Consider the following 18466-nt stretch of genomic DNA (forward strand, 5'->3'; position numbering starts at 1 on the left):
GAAAAGACCTGCCTTAAAGGCGGGTCTTTTTTATTAGCAGAATAAACTTAAGGCCGTCTGAAAGTTTTCAGACGGCCTTAAGTTTTCAAATAAAGCAAATAACAAACTTACCCTTTATTTAGGATCTGTTTGTTTTCGCCCTCACGACGCAACTCTTTGGGCAAGACAAATACAATGCTTTCTTCTGCGCCTTCTCCTTCGCGTATGGTCTCATGTCCCCAATCTTGAATGGTTTGTAAGACTTCTCGAACCAAGACTTCGGGCGCAGATGCACCGGCAGTTACACCGACCTTGGTTTTGTTTTCAAACCATTCTTTTTTCAGATAGGAGGCATTATCGACCATATAGGCATCAACTCCGCGCAATGCGGCTACTTCACGCAAGCGGTTGCTGTTGGAAGAGTTGGGTGAACCGACAACAATTACGAGATCGCATTCTTCGGCCAATTCTTTAACAGCAGTTTGGCGGTTGGTTGTGGCGTAGCAGATGTCTTCTTTGTGCGGATTACGGATATTGGGAAAGCGTTGATTTAAAGCTGCAATGATGTCTTTGGTTTCGTCTATCGATAAAGTGGTTTGGCTGACGTAGGCAAGTTTGTCAGGATTTTTGACGTTCAGTCCGGCCACATCTTCCACTGTCTCAACCAGAAACATTTTACCCGGAGGTAATTGTCCCATTGTGCCTTCTACTTCGACGTGGCCTTTGTGGCCGATCATGATAATTTCGTAATCTTGCTCATCGAGGCGGGCTACTTCTTTATGGACTTTGGTTACCAGAGGGCAGGTGGCATCAAAAACGCGGAAACCACGTTGTGCCGCTTCTTCCTGTACGGCTTTGGATACGCCGTGAGCTGAGTAAATCAGTGTTGCGCCTTTTGGGACATCTGCCAAGTTATCGACAAATACGGCACCTTTTGCCCGCAGATTGTCGACGACGAATTTGTTGTGAACGACCTCATGGCGGACGTAAATAGGCGCGCCGAATTCTTCGAGTGCACGTTCAACAATGCTGATGGCACGGTCAACACCGGCACAGAAGCCGCGGGGATTGGCAAGGATAATGGTTTTTTGAGTCATGTGTGTTCCGTTTTCAGACGGCCTTTGTGTCGTTTGAAGGTGTTTTTTTGTGCAGCAAACCGTCTATTACCAAGCAAACTGCGCCAACGCAGATAAAGCTGTCGGCAATGTTAAATGCGGGGTAGAACCAGTTTTGCCAATAGAAAAGCAGAAAATCGACAACGTGGCCGTGAATCAGACGGTCAACCACATTGCCAATCGCGCCGCCGATAATCATGGCAGCCCCTGGTTTGCCCCAGCAGCCAAACTCATCACGCAAAATGGCACGGGCTAAATACAAGCTGATAACGACGGCCAGACCTAAAAAGAAGAATTTCTGCCAGCCGCCTTGGTCGGCCAAAAAGCTGAATGCCGCGCCTGGATTATAGGCAAGGGTCAGGTCAAAGAAGCCTGGAATGATATTGAGGCGTTCGCCTTCGGTAAAGTGTTTCAAGATTTCCCATTTGCTCAGTTGGTCAAGAATGATGGCAACGAGGGAAAGTAAGAAAAAGGGAATTTTTTTAGAAGAGGATGAACTCATGTTTTCAGACGGCTTATGTAATAAAGGGCTTATTTTACCTGAAAGCAGGCAGGAAGTGTTTGCGATGGCATCGGCGTTAAGGCCGTCTGAAAATAGAAACGCCGCCACTTGAATATATCAAAGGGCGGCGTGATAAGCATGTGCGGGCTTATTGGTTTTTAAGTAACGGGAAACCCAGTTTTTCGCGGCTTTCAACGAATTTTTGTGCAACGATACGGCTCAGTGCGCGAATACGGCCGATGTAGGTTGCGCGTTCGGTAACAGAAATGGCGCCGCGTGCATCCAAGAGGTTGAACGTATGACCGGCTTTGAGTACAAGCTCGTAAGCAGGCAGGGCAAGACTGGTATCTTCAACTGCAAGCAGGCGTTTGGCTTGTTCTTCATAGTCGTTGAATTGGCGCAAGAGCCAATCGGCATCGCTGTATTCGAAGTTGTAGGTGGATTGCTCGACTTCATTTTGATGATAAACGTCGCCGTAAGTGACGATGTTGCCATCAAGAGTTTTTGCCCAAACGAGGTCGTATACGTTTTCCACGCCTTGCAGATACATGGCGAGACGCTCGATACCGTAGGTGATTTCACCGAGTACAGGGGAGCAGTCAATGCCACCGACTTGTTGGAAGTAGGTGAATTGGGTTACTTCCATGCCGTTGAGCCAAACTTCCCAACCCAAGCCCCAAGCGCCGAGAGTAGGGTTTTCCCAGTCGTCTTCTACAAAGCGGATATCGTGTACTTTAGGGTCGATACCCAATTCGCGCAGGGAATTGAGGTATAGGTCTTGAATATTGGCCGGTGCAGGTTTGAGCACAACTTGGAATTGATAGTAGTGTTGCAGGCGGTTGGGGTTGTCGCCATAGCGGCCGTCTTTGGGGCGGCGGCTGGGTTGAACGTAAGCGGCAAACCAAGGCTCTGGGCCTAACGCGCGCAGGCAGGTGGCTGGATGCGAAGTACCGGCACCGACTTCCATATCGAAAGGTTGGATAACGGTACAGCCTTTGTCTGCCCAGTAGTTTTGTAATTTGAAAATAATTTGTTGGAAGGTGAGCATGGTGGATGGAATAGATTGGAATAAAGAGGGTATTTTACTGTTTTGAGCCTGTTTTGAATAGGCTGAAGGAAACAGCGCAGTTTATTTGCCGTCCAACAGGTCTGAAAAGGGGTCGTCTTCCGAAGAAACGGTGTATTTTTCTTGTGCCCATTCGCCTAAATCAATGAGTTTGCACCGTTTGCTGCAGAAAGGGCGGTAGGGGCTGTCGGTGTTCCAAACGACTTCTTTGTGGCAAGTTGGACATTTTACAACAGGAGCGGTCATGCAGTTTCTTTCAGTGATTGTGCAATGGATTGATAGTATTGATGCAAGCGGGCAACCTTGATTTTTGCTTCTTCCATGCTATGAGTATTATCCAATACATCGTCGGCATGCAGCAGTCTTTCACATCGAGAAGCTTGGGTGGCCATGATTTGACGCGTTTGTTCTTTTGAAAAACCATTGCGTTGATGTACGCGTTCGATTTGGACGGACTCTGGAACATCTACAACCAAAATGCGGTCAGTCTCCGCTTTAAATGCCGGATTCTCAATCAAAAGCGGTACATCGACAATGCCGTAGGCGGATGAGGCAAGTTGTTGTTTCTGCTGCTGGATTTTGTTTAAGATTAATGGCAGAAGCAGGTTTTCCAGTTGTTTTTTGGATTGAGGCCGTCTGAAAACTTCTTCCCGTAAAGCCATACGATTCAGACGGCCTTCACTGTCAAAAACCTCATCGCCGAAAAGCTGGCGGATGGCAGGAAGGGCTTCACCGTTTTCAGCGGTCAGTGAACGGCTGATGGCATCGGCATCAATAATGGGTGCGCCAAGTTCGGCAAACATTTGGGCAATAGATGATTTACCGCTACCGATACCGCCGGTCAAGCCTATCCATAATGTCATTATCGGAATCCTGATTGTACGAGCCACCATTGTACCAGTTGGGTAATAGGTGCATTGGCAACCAAAATAATCCATCCTGCTACAGCAAGGCTGGGACCAAAAGCAAAATATTGACCTTTACCAACGCGGGCAATGAGTGCGCCCACCAGTCCGACTAAGGCAGCCATGAAGATCAGAACAGGCAAGATACCTACGCCCAGCCATGCCCCGAGCGCGGCCAAAAGTTTGAAGTCGCCATTGCCCATGCCGATTTTACCGGTCAGAAGTTTATAGACGGCGCATAAAGTATAAAGGCTCATATAGCCTGCGATTGCGCCTAAAACGGCTGAATGCAGGGGTACGAATGTGTCATTCAGATTAAACAGCAGGCCGATCCAGATTAGGGGCTGAGTCAGGCTGTCGGGTAAATATTGTGTATCGGCATCAATAAAGGTCAGCGCAATCAATATGGCAGTCAAAATTAATCCACCAATAGTTGTACATGACCAGCCGTATTGCCACGCGACAATACTGAATAAGACACTTGTCAGCAGCTCAATCAGCGGATAGCGTATGCCGATAGCGGTTTTGCAGGAGTGGCATTTCCCGCCCAGTAAAACATAGCTGAGGATGGGGATGTTTTGCCAAGGTTTGACTGGGTTTTTGCATTTTGGGCAGCGTGAATTCGGTTTGCACAGATTAAATGGCTGTTTTTCTTCATCTGTCAGCTTGATGCCCAAATGCTCTTTAGAAAATTGTGTCCATTCGCGTTCCATCATTATCGGCGTGCGATAAATGACAACGTTTAGAAAGCTGCCAATCAGCAATCCTAAAATAACGGCTAAAGGAATGGCGAATGGCGCAAGAACGGAGAGGGCGTCGATGGCAGAGTAAATACTATCAAGCATATCAACCTACGACATTACCCAAGTTAAACAGCGGCAGATACATGGCAATCAGCAAGATACCGATGAGCGAACCCAATACCACCATGATGATAGACTCCATCAAGTGAGACAATCGGGAGACGGAGTTGTCTACTTCATCTTCGTAGAATTCGGCAGCTTTGTTCAGCATATCGTCCAAAGAGCCTGACTCTTCGCCGATGGCCGCCATTTGGATCACCATATTGGGGAACATATCCGTACTTTGCATACTGGATGTCAGCGACAGACCTTGGGTTACCTTGGCGCGGATGTCTTGAGTGGCTTCTTCATAGAGAATATTGCCGGATGCGCCTGCAACTGAATCTAATACTTCCACCAAAGGAACGCCGGCTGCGAAGAGGGTGGAAGTCGTACGCGCCCAACGGGCAATGGTTGCTTTACGGACGATGGCGCCAAAAACAGGGAGTCTCAAAATCAGAGCATCGATTCGTTTTTGGAAGGTAGGCGATTTTTCATGGAGTTTGTACAGGCCGAAGGCGGAAACAATCAAAAGGATGATCATAATCCAGCCATAGTCGACGAATAAATCGGACAAGCTCATGACGAGTTGGGTAAGGCTTGGCAGCTCTGCCCCCATATTGGCATAAACTTCTTTAAAGGCAGGCAGTACAAACATCATCATGATGAAGATAAGTGCAATTGCCACCACAATAATGGCAATCGGGTAGGTCAGTGCGGTTTTAACCTTTTTCTTAATGGCTTGCGTTTTTTCTTTATAGACAGCCAGTTTGTCCAATAGGTTTTCCAGTACGCCGCCGGACTCGCCTGCGCTGACCAGATTGCAATAAAAGCGGTCGAAATATTTTGGATATTTGGAGAACGATTTACCCAATGCGCTGCCTTGTTCGACATCGGAGCGAACCTGCATCAGCATTTCGGTCATGCTCGGATTGGAGTGGCCGCGCGCAACGATTTCAAAAGCCTGCATCAGCGGCAAGCCTGCCTTCATCATCGTTGCCAGTTGGCGGGTGAACACTGTAATGTCTTCTTGGGTAATACGGCGTTTGCGTGCGGTTTTAACTTTGCTGATACGCAAAGGACGAATGCCTCTGCGTTGGAGTTTCTTGCGTGCTTCTTCTTCGTCTTTGGCAACTACTTCACCATGGACAAGACGTTCGGTCTTGGTATTTTTTCCTTCAAAAGTAAAACGCTTGCCTTTGCTTCTTGAGCCGAACAGACTTCTTTTTTGCTCTGCTTGAGCCATGTGTTATCCCTTGTTAGTAAGAAATAAAGCGGACTGTTTCCCCGTGCCGCTTTATTTTAATTTTCGAAAATATGGCAGTTTAGTCATTGGTATGAGCAGTCACTTCTTCCAACGAGGTCAGGCCTTGCATGACTTTCATGAGGCCGGCGCGACGCAAGTCTACCATGCCTTCCTGATAGGCCATGTTCATGATATCAACTTCTGTACCGTTGTTCATAATGACTTTTTGCATTTCATCGCTGACCGGCATGACTTCATAAATACCGACGCGGCCTTTAAAGCCTTTGTCGCGGCAGCTGTCGCAGCCAACCGGGCGGTAGAGTTTCCAATCTTGAGCCAAGTCCGCATCGGTAAAGCCGGCTTTTTTCAATGCCGGAACCGGCGGGCGTTCAACTTCGCGTTTGCAGTTTGGACACAGTCTGCGCAACAGCCTTTGCGCCATAATCAGGCTGACCGAGCTGGCGATGTTGAAAGGCGCTACGCCCATGTTTAAAAGGCGGGACAGCGTGGCCGGTGCATTATTGGTATGCAGGGTTGAGAAAACCATGTGGCCGGTTTGGGCGGCTTTAATGGCGATGTCGGCGGTTTCCAAGTCCCGAATCTCACCGACCATAATAATATCAGGATCTTGACGTAAGAAGGATCGGAGGGCAGCAGCAAACGTCAGGCCTTGCTTTTCATTGACGTTAACTTGGTTGACGCCCGGCAGATTAATCTCGGCCGGATCTTCTGCCGTTGAAATGTTCACATCTTCCGTGTTCAAAATACTCAGGCAGGTATAGAGCGAAACGGTTTTACCAGAACCTGTCGGACCTGTAACCAATACCATGCCGTAAGGGCGGTTGATGGCCTCAAGCAGCATTTCTTTTTGGAAAGGCTCTAAACCGAGCTGGTCGATATTGAGCGATGTCCCATCGGAATTTAGGATACGCATCACCACTTTTTCGCCAAACAATGTCGGCAACGTGCTGACACGAAAGTCAATCGGACGGCCGTGTTTATGGAAGGCAATTTGAATTCTGCCGTCTTGAGGAATACGTTTTTCGGAAATATCCAAACGCGCCATCACTTTGATACGCGATGCCAACTGGCCGCGTACTGCGACAGGAGGCTGTACGACTTCACGCAACTGCCCGTCCACGCGGAAACGAACGCGCGCCATTTGTTCGTAGAATTCAAAGTGGATGTCCGATGCGCTCGCGTTCAGGGCATCGGATAAGGTTTTATGGATGAAGCGGGGGATAGGGCCGTCTTCAGCCTCTTCATTGTCGATATAAAGCGATTGCGATTGCTGCGTTGCTTCATGTTCGTCGTTGATTTCTTTCAGAATGGTGGTCGAACGTTGTCCCAGCCATTCCAGCAATGAGCTGAGCTGGTCGTCTGGAACTACTACCAAGTCGACACTTAAACCTGAAGCAAAAGCAATTTTTTGAAAGTTTTGGATTTGGGTCGGATCGGATACGGCGAAATAAACCTTGCGTCCGCGTTTGAAAATCGGAATGCAACGGTTTTGCACCATTTGCTCTTCCGTCAGAATGTCGCTGACTACATTATTGCGCGGGTAGTAGCGCAAATCCAAAAGGGGATAGCTGAATACGCGCGCAACCAACTCTCCCAAAGCTTTAGGGGAGATGATGCCGTCTGAAAACAGGTTGGGCAGGATTTCTTTGCCCGATTGTAAAAGGCTGTTGTAATGTTCCGCTTGTTGATTTGAGATGGTCTGGCTTTGAACCAAAACACGCAATAATCCGACACTCATTTTATTTTCCGTTTCTTGTGCAGTTTTCCCTTTAATTTAGAGGAAAGCCGTATTATTTTATCATTATTATGATTAAAGCATATGTTTAATTATGCAAATCTGCTTAAGTTGCAAAGACATGCTTTTGCTTTAATTGTATTTTTATTTCAGACGGCCATTATAAAGCAAGGAGAATAGGCGTTAAACTCGATATTTTTGGATTATGATGAAAAAACAACAATTTTGTCGTATGAATCCAATCAATAACGAAATTATATTTCATGTTGCTATTGCTTGTTTGGAGATGGCAGAAAAGGTTGTTTTGATGGACAGACGGTTTGAATTTGAAATATGAAAAGGCCGTCTGAAACTGAGCAATCAGGTTTCAGACGGGGCCTTTTAGCTATTTAAATCCGATAGGATTGATTAGGCTTTGTTTTTCAGACGGCCATGCAATTCCTGTACGCTATACACGCCCAAGTGGTCGCGGCTTTTTGCGCCTTCGCTCATGGCTTCGCCGCCGGCGATGGTGGTGTATTGCGGCACGCGTTGGGTGAGGGAGGTGCGGCGGATGCTGTGGCTGTCGGCGATAGATTGCGCCGAGCTGCTGACGGTGTTGACCACCAGCGCGATTTCGCCGTTTTTAATCGCGTCCACGATGTGCGGGCGACCTTCCTGCACTTTGTTCACCGCTTGCACGATGATGCCGTGCTCTTTCAGGTATTCGGCGGTGCCGCGTGTAGCGCAGACGCCGTAGCCGAGTGCTTGGAAGTTTTGCGCGGTTTTGACGATGAGCGGTTTGTCTTCGTCGCGCACGGCGAGGAAGATTTTGCCGGTCGGGTTCAGGCGTTCGCCTGCGCCGAGTTGGGCTTTGTAGTAGGCTTCGCCGAAGCTTGCGCCCACGCCCATCACTTCGCCGGTGGAGCGCATTTCGGGGCCGAGGATGGTGTCCACGCCGGGGAATTTGATGAAGGGGAAGACGGCTTCTTTAACGGCATAGAAATCGGGGACGACTTCTTTTTCCACGCCTTGCTCTTGCAGGGAAATGCCTGCCATGCAGCGCGCGCCGACTTTGGCGAGCGGCACGCCGGTGGCTTTGGAGACGAAGGGAACGGTACGGCTGGCGCGCGGGTTTACTTCCAGCACGAACACCACGCCGTCCTGCACGGCAAACTGTACGTTCATCAGGCCGACCACGCCCAGCGCGTACGCCATGGCTTTGGTTTGGCGGCGGATTTCGTCTTGGATTTCTTCGCTGAGCGAGTAGGGCGGCAGCGAGCAGCCGGAGTCGCCGGAGTGGATGCCTGCCTGTTCGACGTGTTGCATGATGCCGCCGATAACGACGTCTTTGCCGTCTGAAACGCAGTCCACATCGACTTCAATCGCGTTGTTCAGGAAGAAGTCGAGCAATACAGGGCTGTCTTCGGATACCTGCACGGCTTCGCGCATGTATTTTTGCAGCTCTTCAGCGGAATGGACAACCTGCATGGCGCGGCCGCCGAGGACGTAAGACGGGCGAACGACCAGCGGATAGCCGATTTCTTCGGCTTTGACGAGCGCTTCTTCTTCGTTGTGGGCGATGCGGTTGGGTGGTTGGCGCAGGCCTAAGTCGTTCAACACTTTTTGGAAGCGTTCGCGGTCTTCGGCGGCGTCGATGCTGTCGGCGGACGTGCCGATGATGTTCACGCCGTTTTCAACCAGCGCGTTGGCGAGTTTGAGCGGGGTTTGGCCGCCGTAATGCACAATCACGCCCCACGGGTTTTCGGTGCGGACGATTTCCAACACGTCTTCCAGCGTCAGCGGCTCGAAATACAGGCGGTCGCTAGTGTCGAAGTCGGTGGACACGGTTTCGGGGTTGCAGTTCACCATGATGGTTTCAAAGCCCGATTCGCGCAGGGCAAGCGCGGCGTGAACGCAGCAGTAGTCAAACTCGATGCCTTGGCCGATGCGGTTCGGACCGCCGCCGAGAATCATCACTTTTTTACGGTCGGAAGGACGCGCTTCGCATTCTTCTTCATAAGTAGAGTAGAGGTAGGCGGTTTCGGTGGCGAACTCGGCGGCGCAGGTATCGACGCGTTTATACACGGGATGCAGGTTCAGCGCATAGCGGTGTTCGCGCACTTCTTTTTCTTTTACGCCCAAAAGCTGCGCGATGCGTTTGTCGGAGAAGCCTTTGCGTTTCAGACGACGTAAGGCGGAGAAATCCAAATCTTGCAGGCAGCCTGCACTTACCTGCTGCTCTTCTTTCACCAAGTCTTCGATTTGCGCCAAGAACCAAGGGTCGATGGCGCAGATTTCGTGGATTTCTTCCAGCGTGAAGCCCGTGCGGAACGCGTCTGCCACAAACAGCATACGCTCGGGGCCGGGGTTGGCCAGTTCGCGGCGAATTTCCGCTTTGTCGGAGCTTCTCGGATTGAAGCCGCACAAGCCGGTTTCCAAACCGCGCAAGGCTTTTTGGAAGCTTTCCTGAATGGTGCGGCCCATCGCCATCACTTCGCCCACCGATTTCATCTGCGTGGTCAGGCGGTCGTCTGCAGCGGGGAATTTTTCAAACGCGAAACGCGGGATTTTGGTCACGACATAGTCGATGGAAGGCTCGAACGACGCGGGCGTGCGGCCGCCGGTGATGTCGTTGCGCAACTCGTCCAGCGTAAAGCCGACAGCCAGTTTCGCCGCCACCTTCGCAATCGGGAAGCCCGTCGCTTTGGAAGCCAGCGCGGACGAACGGCTCACGCGCGGGTTCATTTCAATCACAATCATCTCGCCGTTTTCAGGGTTTACCGCAAACTGCACGTTCGAGCCGCCCGTATCCACGCCAATTTCGCGCAATACCGCCAACGAAGCGTTGCGCATGATTTGATATTCTTTGTCCGTCAGCGTTTGCGCCGGCGCAACCGTAATCGAGTCGCCCGTATGCACGCCCATCGGATCGAAGTTTTCAATCGAACAGATGATGATGCAGTTGTCCGCCTTGTCGCGCACCACTTCCATCTCGTACTCTTTCCAGCCGAGCACGGACTGCTCAATCAACAGCTCATGCGTGGGCGACGCATCGAAACCGCGTTCGCAAATCGCCAAAAACTCGTCTTTATTGTAGGCAATGCCGCCGCCCGAACCGCCCATCGTGAAAGACGGACGAATCAGCGTCGGAAAGCCGACCTGTTCCTGCGCTGCCAAGGCTTCGTTCATCGTGTGGCAGACAAAGGATTTCGGGCAGGAGAGGCCGATTTTCTCCATCGCCTCCTTAAAGCGGCCGCGGTCTTCCGCCTTGTCGATCGCATCTTCCGTTGCGCCGATCAGCTCGACATTGTATTTCGCCAGCACGCCGTTGCGCGCCAAATCGAGCGCACAGTTCAGCGCGGTCTGGCCGCCCATCGTGGGCAGAATCGCATCGGGCCGCTCTTTGGCGATAATCTTCTCCACCGTCTGCCACATAATCGGCTCGATGTAGGTAACATCCGCCATTTCAGGGTCGGTCATGATGGTGGCGGGGTTGGAATTCACCAGAATGACTTTATAGCCTTCTTCACGCAAAGCCTTGCAGGCCTGTGCGCCCGAATAGTCAAATTCGCAGGCCTGACCGATAACGATAGGGCCGGCGCCGATGATAAGGATGGATTTTAGGTCGGTACGTTTGGGCATGGGGATTTCCTTATTTTATTTTTAAAAGGTTACTTTTTTCTTTACAGTGGTTTTGCGTTTGAGGTGGCAAATTTTTAATTTGACAGTATTCAAGTGGTTCTTGTTTAGTTGGTGCCATTTGAACACCAATGATTATGGGGAAATAGAAAATCATGACTGTTGAAACAAAGGAAACAAGCAAAATGTAAAATAATACAGGAAGGATTTCTTTTAACTTCTCTTTTGATAACTTTTCTTTTAACTTTTCTTTTGTTGAAGACGGAATTGCACGAATTTCTTTTTTGAATTTTACAGGAGTATATTTTCTAAAAATTAAAGATGTAAGTATTTTCATGGAGTAATGCATATATAAAAATACTATTGATATTGGCATGATTAGTATTGATACTATCGATACAACAGCATCAACAGGTGTATTAACTGAGAAAAAACGTATTATAGTTAAATAAATACTTACTATAGCAACAAGTACGGTTATTTTTTCAATGCACTCAAGCCAATAATTTATGTTTGTTTTTATAATAAAACTATCTTCTTGCAGCGTGTATGGAATGCTAAAGAAATTGAGCATTTCTTCAGTAGTATTGTTTATCATGTATTTTTTTGTTGCTAACGAATAAAGAAAAAATGATATGGGAAACAATATTAAACTAACTAATTTAATTATGGATTCATTGTTATTAATAATCCATGCATAAGCCTCTTTAATCCAGCCCCAATTTGTTATTGCTATTATAAAAATAATAACGAATGCACAAATTATGAAAGTTAATAAAACCATGCCCATAGGAATGAGGTTGTTTGGGGATCCGTGATTTTTCATATAATATTATTCAAATTCTAATAATTTGTTTGGGGCTTAGGAAGCAAAATCACCCAAATCAGTGATAAGCTTCTGAAATGAAATTAAAAAAACAAGTATCAAAAGTTCAGCAAAATTTCTGACCACAATTTCGTCAAATTCTACGGCTATTTGCCTTGGATTTGACTACTTCTGATACTGCCAGATTAACTGGCATCAGTGTCAGAAGCAAGCCGCAGCCCGCATGTAGGGTGTGTGCGGTACGCACGCGTTCTCTATTTTCCCTGCAACCCCAACCCACCGCGTGCGTGCCTTGCGGTACACACACTACCGATGGGTTCAAAGGCCGTCTGAAAAACGCTCGCGGCGTTTATTCCACCTGCCTTGCGATAAAGGCTACCTGAAAAATTCCTGCCGTTGATATTTCGGGCATTCTTTTTCAGACGACCTGCAACGCTTGAACCTGCTGCAACCTACTCCCTCCCCCGTGGGGGAGGGTTGGAGAGAGGGTATTCTTCCAAATCGCGGCAATCTTTCCCAATACCCTAACCGCCCCAATACAAGCCTTGCGGCTTGTTACCCTCTCTCTAACTCTCTCCCACGGGGAGAGAGGACCGGAGGCTGTTGGGACTAAGGCTTCTCAAGGAAAACAGGTTGTGCAGGCTGCTTTTTGCTTTTCAGACGGCCTTTATAAATGCTCAATTCAGGCAGGCTGCACCCTATAATTTTCAAAAATCCAATCAAAATCAGCCATCTGCTACCGTGCAGGCTGCTTTTCCAATTCTTGCAACACACGCAGGATTTCCGCCAGTACATCGTTTGTCTGCTGCAAAATTTCGTGATTCCAAAACCGCAGCACGGCAAAGCCCAAGCTGTTGAGATATGCCGTCCGTGCGTGGTCGTATGCGGCTTGTTCTGTGTGCTGCCCGCCGTCTGCTTCGACAATCAGCTTGGGCGTTACGCACATGAAATCAACAATATAGTTTCCCATCGGCTGCTGGCGACGGAATTTATAGCCGTTCAAACGGCCTGCCCGCAGGTGCTGCCACAATTTTGCTTCCGCCTCGCTCATTTCTTGACGCATGGCTTTGGAGCGTTGGCGCAGGGCGGGGTTGTCGGCGGTCAATAGTTTTTCGGGCGGGTTCATTTTTGTTATCGGGGGTGTTTGTGCAAGCCTTGCAGCTTGCTGCCCTCTCCCTAGCCCTCTCCCACGGGAGAGGGGATGGGGTTGCTGATTGAATTAAATGTTGCGGCAAGACAATCTTTTTTCAGACGACCTTTTGCGTTTTTATTTTGCACAGGCCGTCTGAAAACTTCCTTAAAAGCTGGTGATAAAGGTAATCAAGCCCAAAATGATACCAGGGGCGTTTGCCAGCATAACGGGGTAGTCGCGTTTTTCTTTCAAAAAACCGTAGGCAACCCATAATGTGCAGTTGATGGCGGCGACGAGGGGTTGCAGCGGCGAGCCGGGGTTGCCCGCGAGGTTGTTTTGGATTTGCGGGATATAGGAAACGTACATGCCTACTGCGGTCAGGGTGGCGACGACGGAGAGGACGCGCATTTGTTTTTCAGTCATGCTTTTCCTTTCTGATTCGAGGGTTGGGAGGTTGATTTTTCAGACGACCTTTGTTGAGTTGAGAGGTCGTCTGAAAAGGCGGTTTATTGTTTTGCCGCTTTCATATTGTCAATGAATTTGTCAAACAGATAGCCGACATCCTGCGGGCCGGGGCTGGCTTCGGGGTGGCCTTGGAAGCAGAACACGGGTTTGTCGGTCAGCTCGATGCCTTGCAAGGTGTTGTCGAACAGTGATTTGTGGGTAATTCTTGCGTTGGTGGGCAGGGTGTCGGCATCGACGGCGAAACCGTGGTTTTGGCTGGTGATGACGACTTTGCCGCTGTCCAAGTCTTGCACGGGGTGGTTCGCGCCGTGGTGGCTGAAGTGCATTTTCAGGGTTTTTGCGCCGATGGCGAGGCTGATGAGCTGGTGTCCCAAGCAGATGCCGAAGATGGGCTTGCCGCTTGTCATCAGTTTTTGCACGGCTTCGATGGCGTAGTCGCAAGGCTCGGGGTCGCCGGGGCCGTTGGAGAGGAACACGCCATCTGGGTTGAGTGCCAACACGTCTTCCGCGCTGGTTTGGGCGGGGACGACGGTCAGGCGGCAGCCGCGTGCGGCAAGCATACGCAGGATGTTGGTTTTCACGCCGAAATCGTAGGCGACGACGTGGAACGGTTGTTCGGCAGGGGTAACGAAACCTTTGCCCAGCGCCCATTCACCTTCGGTCCATTCGTAGGCTTCTTTGCAGGAAACTTCTTTCGCCAAATCTTTGCCGACCATGCTGCCGAACGCAGCGATGAGTTCTTGCGCTTTTTCAACCGTGGCGTCCGCGCCGGTCAGAATCGCGCCGCCTTGTGCGCCTTTTTCGCGCAGCAGCGTGGTCAGGCGGCGGGTGTCGATGTCAGCGATGGCGACGGTTTTGTTGCGCACCAGATAGTCGTGCAGGCTTTCGGAGGCGCGGAAATTGCTGTGCAGCAGCGGCAGGTCGCGGATAATCAAGCCTGCGGCATAAACGCTGCGGCTTTCTTCGTCTTCGGCGTTGGTGCCGGTATTGCCGATGTGCGGGTAGGTGAGGGTAACGATTTGTTTGCAGTAGGACGGGTCGGTCAGGATTTCCTGATAGCCGGTCATGGAAGTGTTGAACACGACTTCGCCGGAAGTCGAACCTTCGTAACCGATTGATGTGCCGTGAAATACGCTGCCGTCAGCGAGAACGAGTAATGCAGGTGTGGTCATGATGGAATCCTGTTTGCCTGATGATGGTCGGTTCGAAAAAATGGGTCAGGCCGTCTGAAAAATAAAAATTGTTTACAAAAAAGACAGCCTTCGGAAATCTCGGCTAAAAAAAAACACGCCCCGCAGCCTTGATTTTGCTGCGTAACGTGCTTTTTCAGACATAGCTGCCTATGCCGTAGAAGCAATGCATTCTACGTCAAAAAGCCATATCGTTCAAGCTGTGGTTTGGCAACGGATTTTCCCTTTACAATCATGAAGTCTGTTTCATTTTCGCCATTGTTCGCCACATTAGACAAAAAAAACAGCCCGAACCCCACATAAATGACATCGTAAATGTTAGAATCGCATTCCGAGAAAATAAAAACAACGTCATCATCCGTCAACCGACGATTTTATGAAAAAAGAACGCATTATGAAAAACAAATCTTCACGTTGCCCCGGCTCCATCCGTCCGATGATTTACAGCATCGCCTCCGCGCTCGCCTTGATGAGCGGGGTGGCAAATGCCGCAGCAGGCGAGTTCGCCAAAGTCCCACTGTATCTGCAAAATGAATCTAAAATTGATAAACAGCCCGAAGTTAAACACAACATTATGCTGTTTATTGATGATTCAGGTAGTATGGATGAATATATTGGCAGTCAAACCCGTATTCAGATTACAAGGGATGCGTTAAGTAAAGTTTTGAAGGAACATGGTAGTACATTTAACTGGGCATTGCAGACTTTAAATAATAGCGGTATGAGCGATACTCCTGATGACAAAGGATTTACCATACCGGCAACTGAGATTGAAGAAAGGGTAAAAAGGATTAAGGCCAAAGGAGGTACGCCGACTACCTCGCGTTATTTCGAGTTGGTCAGTCAAATTGTGATGCCGAATGTGAAATACCGTTGCCAGAAATCATATGTGGTTTTGATGTCTGACGGTGATGCCAATTTTAGCTGTAGTTTGGATGATAGAGGATACAAATGGCCTAAGTCTGATTTTAAATATGGGGATTTAAGCCGCTATTCGGATTATTATGGACGAAATATTTCTCTGGAAGAACCAAAGTATAGAGAAGCATATAATTATTTTGGGTATAGGCAGGCAGGTTATTGTCGGAATGAGAAATTGGGGGCATATGATACCTCTTGGGATATGGATGATGGCTTAGCTTTCTTCAGTAAAAAACTTGCAGAGCAGGATTTTAAAACCGAAGGAACGGATGATACAGGTAAAAGCTGGAACGGCGATCCTAAAGATCCTGCCGATTACAGTAAACAACTGGTGCAGACCTTTACCGTAGGCTTCGGGCAAGGTATTTCGCCCTCAGGAAGGAGGTATTTGGAGCTGGCTGCCAGCCGCCCCGAGTATTATTATGAGGCAGATAAACCTGAAAGTTTGTCGAAGGTATTTAACGACATTGTAGAGCAGATTAAACCTGGCACGAAAAATGTGGGTTACGACGATGTTGGTGCGACCGCGCCTGCAACGACCAGCAGCAGCCTGCCTGAGATGTCGGCAGTTATCGGTTTGAAAACAAACTCTTGGAGTAGCCAGATTATTTTCCAAAGATTAGGGAAGGATGGTCGTCGTAGTGAAGAATTGAAGCTGTACCCGTCGTTTGCAAACCGTAAAACCCTGATTAATACGGGTTCAAGTACTTATTTTATTAATAATATTCCCAATAATACTTTAAACAATGCCTATTTTGATATTGCAGATGCAGCTAATGGTAAAAATTCGGATGAATGGCGTGATTTGCTGAATTGGACGGGGCGTATCGGTGATGATAAATCAATACAAGATAAATCAAAAAACACACCGTACAGTCAAGTTTACCGTATTCGGGAAGGTGATCAGCGTGATTTGGGCGATATTTTGGACGGTTCGGTTGCTGCTGTCGGTAATAAGGCCAAGTATAAAGTTGGCAACGATACGATCAAGCGTCAGAAATATATGGTTGCGGCTGCGAATGACGGCATGGTGCATTTGTTCCAAACCTCGTCAGATGCAAATCATCCGTATGAACTGAAAGTCAGCTACATCCCTTCGACAATGGAGCGGGATGTCGCAGATGGTAATAATGTGAAGACGGTTACTTTGGCAAAAGTTTTGAAAAATATTGCCAAAGACAGCTATACGTCGTCTATTACCAATCATGAATATATGGTTAACGGCGGATTTACCTTGCGTCAGACTTCTGAAAATGATACTCAGCGCGTATTTATGTTTGGTGCGATGGGTCAGGGTGGTCGTGGTGCCTATGCCCTGAATATCGGCGGTAATGTAGATAAAGCTACCAAAACAGGTTTGGATGTCACTGATACCGAGTGGAATAAAACAGTTCCATTGTTTGAAACCATCAAAGGTGAGAAAAACACATTGGGCTATACCATTGGTACGCCGCAAATTGGGCGTGTCTCGGTCAGCAGACCTGCCGATAACGGACGTGTAGATATAAAAGAAAACATTCGCTATGCAGGTTTTCTTGCCAGCGGTTATCGTGTTGAAGATAAAGCCGATACGAAAAATGAAACAGCATTGTATGTATATGAAATGCTAGGTAAGGAAGTTGGTACAGGCGATAAGCGTGGTAACGATACAGGTAAAGCACCGGGCGATTTGTTGAAAAAAATCGAAGTTCAAGACGGTGTAGGCGGTCTGTCCACGCCGACCCTTGTGGACACTGATTTTGATGGTGTAATTGATGTTGCGTATGCGGGCGACCGTGGAGGCAATATGTATCGTTTTGACCTGCGCGGCGAAAAACCGGACAACTGGAAGGTTGTTAAAATCTTTACGGGTTCACCCAGCAAACCGATTACCTCCGCACCTGCCGTTTCACGCCGCAGAGCAAACGAATATGTCGTGATTTTCGGTACGGGCAGTGAGATTTATCAAAATGATCTGACCAATAAAGACAAGCAATCTATTTACGGTATTTATGAAGATTTGACACCGAATCAGACCGTAACCGCTGCTTCCGAAAGTGATTTGCAGCAACAAGAGTTTCGTCCTGAAGAAAAAGGAAAAGAAGGCTATATTTATCTAACTAACAACCAGGTTGCCAAAACCCAAAAAGGTTGGAAAATCGATTTGCGTGATGGTGAACGGGTAAACGTCAAACCGACTATGATCTTGCGTACTGCTGTTGTGACTGTGCGTCGCTATGATTCTGTTACAGAGGAAAAATCTGCAGGTGCCGATGTTTGTTTACCAGCAAGTACGAGCGTGAAAACTGCAGCAAAAACTTCGTTCATTGGTGTGAATGCTGATAATGGAGGTGCATTGAACGCACGCAGCGCGCGTTTTACGCCTGATACCGTTATTCGGAAGCTGGACGGCTTTGGTATGCAATACGCCAATGGTTTGACTCAGGATGGGGTTATCAACTTTACCTTCCTCAATCCGAGCAAATTGGATGATTCCCCTGTGACCGCAGACGGGGATTCAGGTGGTACGGGTACGGATAAAGAGCTTTCTGTTACGTCGAGTACGCCAAATAACAAATGCTTCTCCAATAAAGTAACCCGCAGCCTACTGTTAAATAAGGGTGAGTCTCTGGCAGTTGAGGGTGGTCGTATCTGTGGTTTGAAACGTATCAGCTGGCGCGAGCTGTTTTTCTGATTGGTTCGTGCAAACGAATGAAGACCAAGAGGTCGTCTGAAACTTGGAAACAGGTTTTCAGACGACCTTTGTTTTATAGTGGATTAACTTTAAACCAGTACGGTATTGCCTCGCCTTGCCATACTATCTGAGACCTTTGCAAAAAAGCCTTTCCCCCAACAACCGAAACCTAAACAAAGGTTTTCGGCTATTTCCCTCCCCAAATCACTCCTAATTCTACCCAAAT

Annotated in this window: 15 protein-coding genes and 1 pseudogene; 3 read left to right on the forward strand and 13 right to left on the reverse strand. The window is 48.5% G+C overall.

From position 1 onward, the window contains the following. Window positions 1-107 precede the first annotated feature (107 nt). The 10 genes from ispH to O3660_RS09720 form a co-directional block, all read right to left on the reverse strand. Window positions 108-1076, reverse strand: a complete 969-nt coding sequence (gene ispH, locus O3660_RS09675) for a 4-hydroxy-3-methylbut-2-enyl diphosphate reductase (protein ID WP_003685931.1) — start codon at window positions 1074-1076, stop codon at window positions 108-110. A gap of 13 nt (window positions 1077-1089) precedes the next feature. Then, window positions 1090-1596: a signal peptidase II gene (gene lspA / locus O3660_RS09680; protein ID WP_371464902.1), complete on the reverse strand. Its 507-nt coding sequence runs from the start codon at window positions 1594-1596 to the stop codon at window positions 1090-1092. Between the two features lie 148 nt (window positions 1597-1744). Further along, window positions 1745-2644, reverse strand: a complete 900-nt coding sequence (gene glyQ, locus O3660_RS09685; protein WP_049351720.1) for a glycine--tRNA ligase subunit alpha — start codon at window positions 2642-2644, stop codon at window positions 1745-1747. An 81-nt stretch (window positions 2645-2725) separates the two neighbouring features. Next, on the reverse strand, window positions 2726-2908 hold the full coding sequence (gene yacG / locus O3660_RS09690; RefSeq protein ID WP_003682475.1) for a DNA gyrase inhibitor YacG: 183 nt from the start codon (window positions 2906-2908) through the stop codon (window positions 2726-2728). Next, the gene (coaE, locus tag O3660_RS09695) at window positions 2905-3525 is read right to left on the reverse strand and encodes a dephospho-CoA kinase (RefSeq protein WP_049351721.1); all 621 of its coding nucleotides are present in this window, start codon (window positions 3523-3525) and stop codon (window positions 2905-2907) included. The genes yacG and coaE overlap by 4 nt, the downstream gene beginning before the upstream one ends. Then, the gene (locus tag O3660_RS09700; protein WP_049351722.1) at window positions 3525-4412 is read right to left on the reverse strand and encodes an A24 family peptidase; all 888 of its coding nucleotides are present in this window, start codon (window positions 4410-4412) and stop codon (window positions 3525-3527) included. Before O3660_RS09700 ends, coaE begins: the two co-directional genes overlap by 1 nt. Window position 4413: 1 nt before the next feature. After that, on the reverse strand, window positions 4414-5655 hold the full coding sequence (locus O3660_RS09705) for a type II secretion system F family protein (RefSeq protein WP_049351723.1): 1242 nt from the start codon (window positions 5653-5655) through the stop codon (window positions 4414-4416). Window positions 5656-5734: 79 nt separating this feature from the next. Beyond that, window positions 5735-7414: a type IV-A pilus assembly ATPase PilB gene (gene pilB / locus O3660_RS09710; RefSeq protein ID WP_371464903.1), complete on the reverse strand. Its 1680-nt coding sequence runs from the start codon at window positions 7412-7414 to the stop codon at window positions 5735-5737. A gap of 405 nt (window positions 7415-7819) precedes the next feature. Next, window positions 7820-11035, reverse strand: a complete 3216-nt coding sequence (gene carB, locus O3660_RS09715; protein WP_371464904.1) for a carbamoyl-phosphate synthase large subunit — start codon at window positions 11033-11035, stop codon at window positions 7820-7822. A 10-nt stretch (window positions 11036-11045) separates the two neighbouring features. Beyond that, window positions 11046-11858, reverse strand: coding sequence for a hypothetical protein (locus tag O3660_RS09720; RefSeq protein ID WP_003744210.1), 813 nt, complete (start codon window positions 11856-11858; stop codon window positions 11046-11048). A 114-nt stretch (window positions 11859-11972) separates the two neighbouring features. Here O3660_RS09720 and O3660_RS09725 point away from each other — a divergent pair. Both O3660_RS09725 and O3660_RS09730 read left to right on the forward strand, forming a co-directional pair. Beyond that, window positions 11973-12067: pseudogene (locus O3660_RS09725) on the forward strand (IS1595 family transposase); the annotation flags it as partial. 23 nt (window positions 12068-12090) lie between these two features. Beyond that, a complete protein-coding gene (locus O3660_RS09730) occupies window positions 12091-12258 on the forward strand; it encodes a hypothetical protein (protein WP_318250562.1) in 168 nt (55 codons plus the stop codon). Between the two features lie 336 nt (window positions 12259-12594). On the opposite strand, the gene O3660_RS09735 is transcribed toward O3660_RS09730, so the two are convergent. The 3 genes from O3660_RS09735 to carA all read right to left on the reverse strand — a co-directional run bounded on the left by O3660_RS09735 (window position 12595) and on the right by carA (window position 14627). Next, window positions 12595-12984 (reverse strand): DUF559 domain-containing protein, encoded by a 390-nt coding sequence (locus tag O3660_RS09735; RefSeq protein ID WP_371464905.1) that lies wholly within the window; start codon window positions 12982-12984, stop codon window positions 12595-12597. Window positions 12985-13155: 171 nt separating this feature from the next. Next, window positions 13156-13413, reverse strand: coding sequence for a SemiSWEET family transporter (locus O3660_RS09740; RefSeq protein WP_003686764.1), 258 nt, complete (start codon window positions 13411-13413; stop codon window positions 13156-13158). A gap of 83 nt (window positions 13414-13496) precedes the next feature. Continuing rightward, window positions 13497-14627: a glutamine-hydrolyzing carbamoyl-phosphate synthase small subunit gene (carA, locus tag O3660_RS09745; RefSeq protein WP_371464906.1), complete on the reverse strand. Its 1131-nt coding sequence runs from the start codon at window positions 14625-14627 to the stop codon at window positions 13497-13499. Window positions 14628-15021: 394 nt separating this feature from the next. On the opposite strand from carA, the gene pilC reads away from it, so the two are divergent. Further along, complete coding sequence (gene pilC / locus O3660_RS09750) at window positions 15022-18240, forward strand: PilC family type IV pilus tip adhesin (protein WP_049351732.1); 3219 nt, start codon at window positions 15022-15024, stop codon at window positions 18238-18240. Window positions 18241-18466 lie beyond the last annotated feature (226 nt).

The organism is Neisseria sp. 27098_8_139 (genome assembly GCF_041433195.1).
Lineage (GTDB): Bacteria > Pseudomonadota > Gammaproteobacteria > Burkholderiales > Neisseriaceae > Neisseria > Neisseria subflava.